Below are 1,183 nucleotides of genomic sequence, written 5' to 3'. Positions count from 1 at the left end.
GCCGCGCGCGCGGTGATGATGCCGGCGACGTGCTGGCGCTGTGGAAGCGGCGCGGTAAGCGCGCGTTCGATGCGGAAGCGGAAAGGAGCGAAACACAATGAGCGATTTCGATATCGAGGCGATCCGCGCCGAAGTCCGCGCGATGGATTTCGCGCGCGGCACGCCCGCAGAAGTCGCCATGTGGCGCGAGGACATGGCGGAATCTCGCGCCAACCTCGTGATCGAGGACATGATCCCGACGCCGAACGATGATGCGTTTTTCGATATGCTGCTGAATGAAGGGGCGTCCCCTCCCCTCGTGTCGCAAATCCTGCTCCGGCTGCTCGATCATCCCGACGCCGATCGCACCTTGCCGGTCACGCCAGCGGCGATCAGGGCGACAGCCTGACGGCCGCCAGGGGCGCACCGTCGAAACCCGCCATCGTCGCGTCATGGGATCAGCTTATATAGGGATACCAGGAGAACGATCGATGCGCTCCATCAACCCCTTGTTCGAGGATGCGGTGATCGACTGCGTGGCGACCGACCGCGAACCGACCGTCCAGGAGCTGTTCCACGTCGCGCAGCGGATTTGGGCGGAAGGTGCGGCCAATCGTTCGGTGTTCCGCTGGGATTGCCTCCCGCCCACCGATACCGAAAAGCTCCTCGCCCTGCGCGCCGCGCAAGCTGCCCTGTCCGGGTCGGTCGCGCACGACACGCCCCGCCGCTAACCGCGTCAGGCGGAAAGCTTGTCCTTCAGCGCCTTGGCGGGCGTGAACACGGCCTTGGTCGAGGCCGCGATCTGCATAGGCTCGCCGGTGCGCGGATTGCGGCCGGTCCGGGCGGTTGTGGCCTTGCTCGCAAACTTGCCGAACCCCGGCAGCGTCACGTCCTCGCCGCGCGCGACCGCATCGCCGATGGCCCCGAACACGCGATCGAGCAGCGTCCGTGCCTTGACCATGCTCATGCCGCTTTCCGCCGCAACATTCTTCGCCAGATCGTCCAGCTTCATCAGGCTTTCCCTCCCTTGTCGCAGATGGGATAGCCCCTCCATCGACACGCGCAAGATCAGCGATACGACGCTGCAGCACCTCGCGCGGCACCGGGTGAACATCGCGCCGGCCCCTCGGAAGGCGTCAGCGCCTACGTCATCGCGCGGTGGCTCGCCACGCTCGACGAAATCATGCGGATGCCGCCCGACCAG

At 66.1% G+C, this 1,183-nt stretch carries 3 protein-coding genes and 1 pseudogene; 3 read left to right on the top strand and 1 reads right to left on the bottom strand.

Annotation, left to right across the window (positions count from 1 at the left end; translation table 11 throughout):
- The 3 genes and pseudogenes from AX685_RS23155 to AX685_RS12125 all read left to right on the top strand — a co-directional run.
- Positions 1 to 101 (top strand): annotated as a pseudogene (locus tag AX685_RS23155) (conjugal transfer protein TraD); the annotation flags it as partial.
- Complete coding sequence (locus AX685_RS12130; RefSeq protein ID WP_066489036.1) at positions 98 to 388, top strand: hypothetical protein; 291 nt, start codon at positions 98 to 100, stop codon at positions 386 to 388. The pseudogene AX685_RS23155 and the gene AX685_RS12130, both read left to right, overlap by 4 nt.
- A gap of 82 nt (positions 389 to 470) precedes the next feature.
- Positions 471 to 710, top strand: a complete 240-nt coding sequence (locus AX685_RS12125; RefSeq protein WP_066489033.1) for a hypothetical protein — start codon at positions 471 to 473, stop codon at positions 708 to 710.
- A gap of 5 nt (positions 711 to 715) precedes the next feature.
- On the opposite strand, the gene AX685_RS12120 is transcribed toward AX685_RS12125, so the two are convergent.
- Positions 716 to 1,033: an HU family DNA-binding protein gene (locus tag AX685_RS12120; protein ID WP_443026258.1), complete on the bottom strand. Its 318-nt coding sequence runs from the start codon at positions 1,031 to 1,033 to the stop codon at positions 716 to 718.
- Between the last annotated feature and the right edge of the window lie 150 nt (positions 1,034 to 1,183).

The organism is Sphingomonas sp. CCH9-F2 (assembly GCF_001556735.1).
GTDB classification, from domain to species: Bacteria; Pseudomonadota; Alphaproteobacteria; order Sphingomonadales; family Sphingomonadaceae; genus Sphingomonas; species Sphingomonas ginsenosidimutans.
This window is presented reverse-complemented; position numbering and strand designations above follow the sequence as displayed.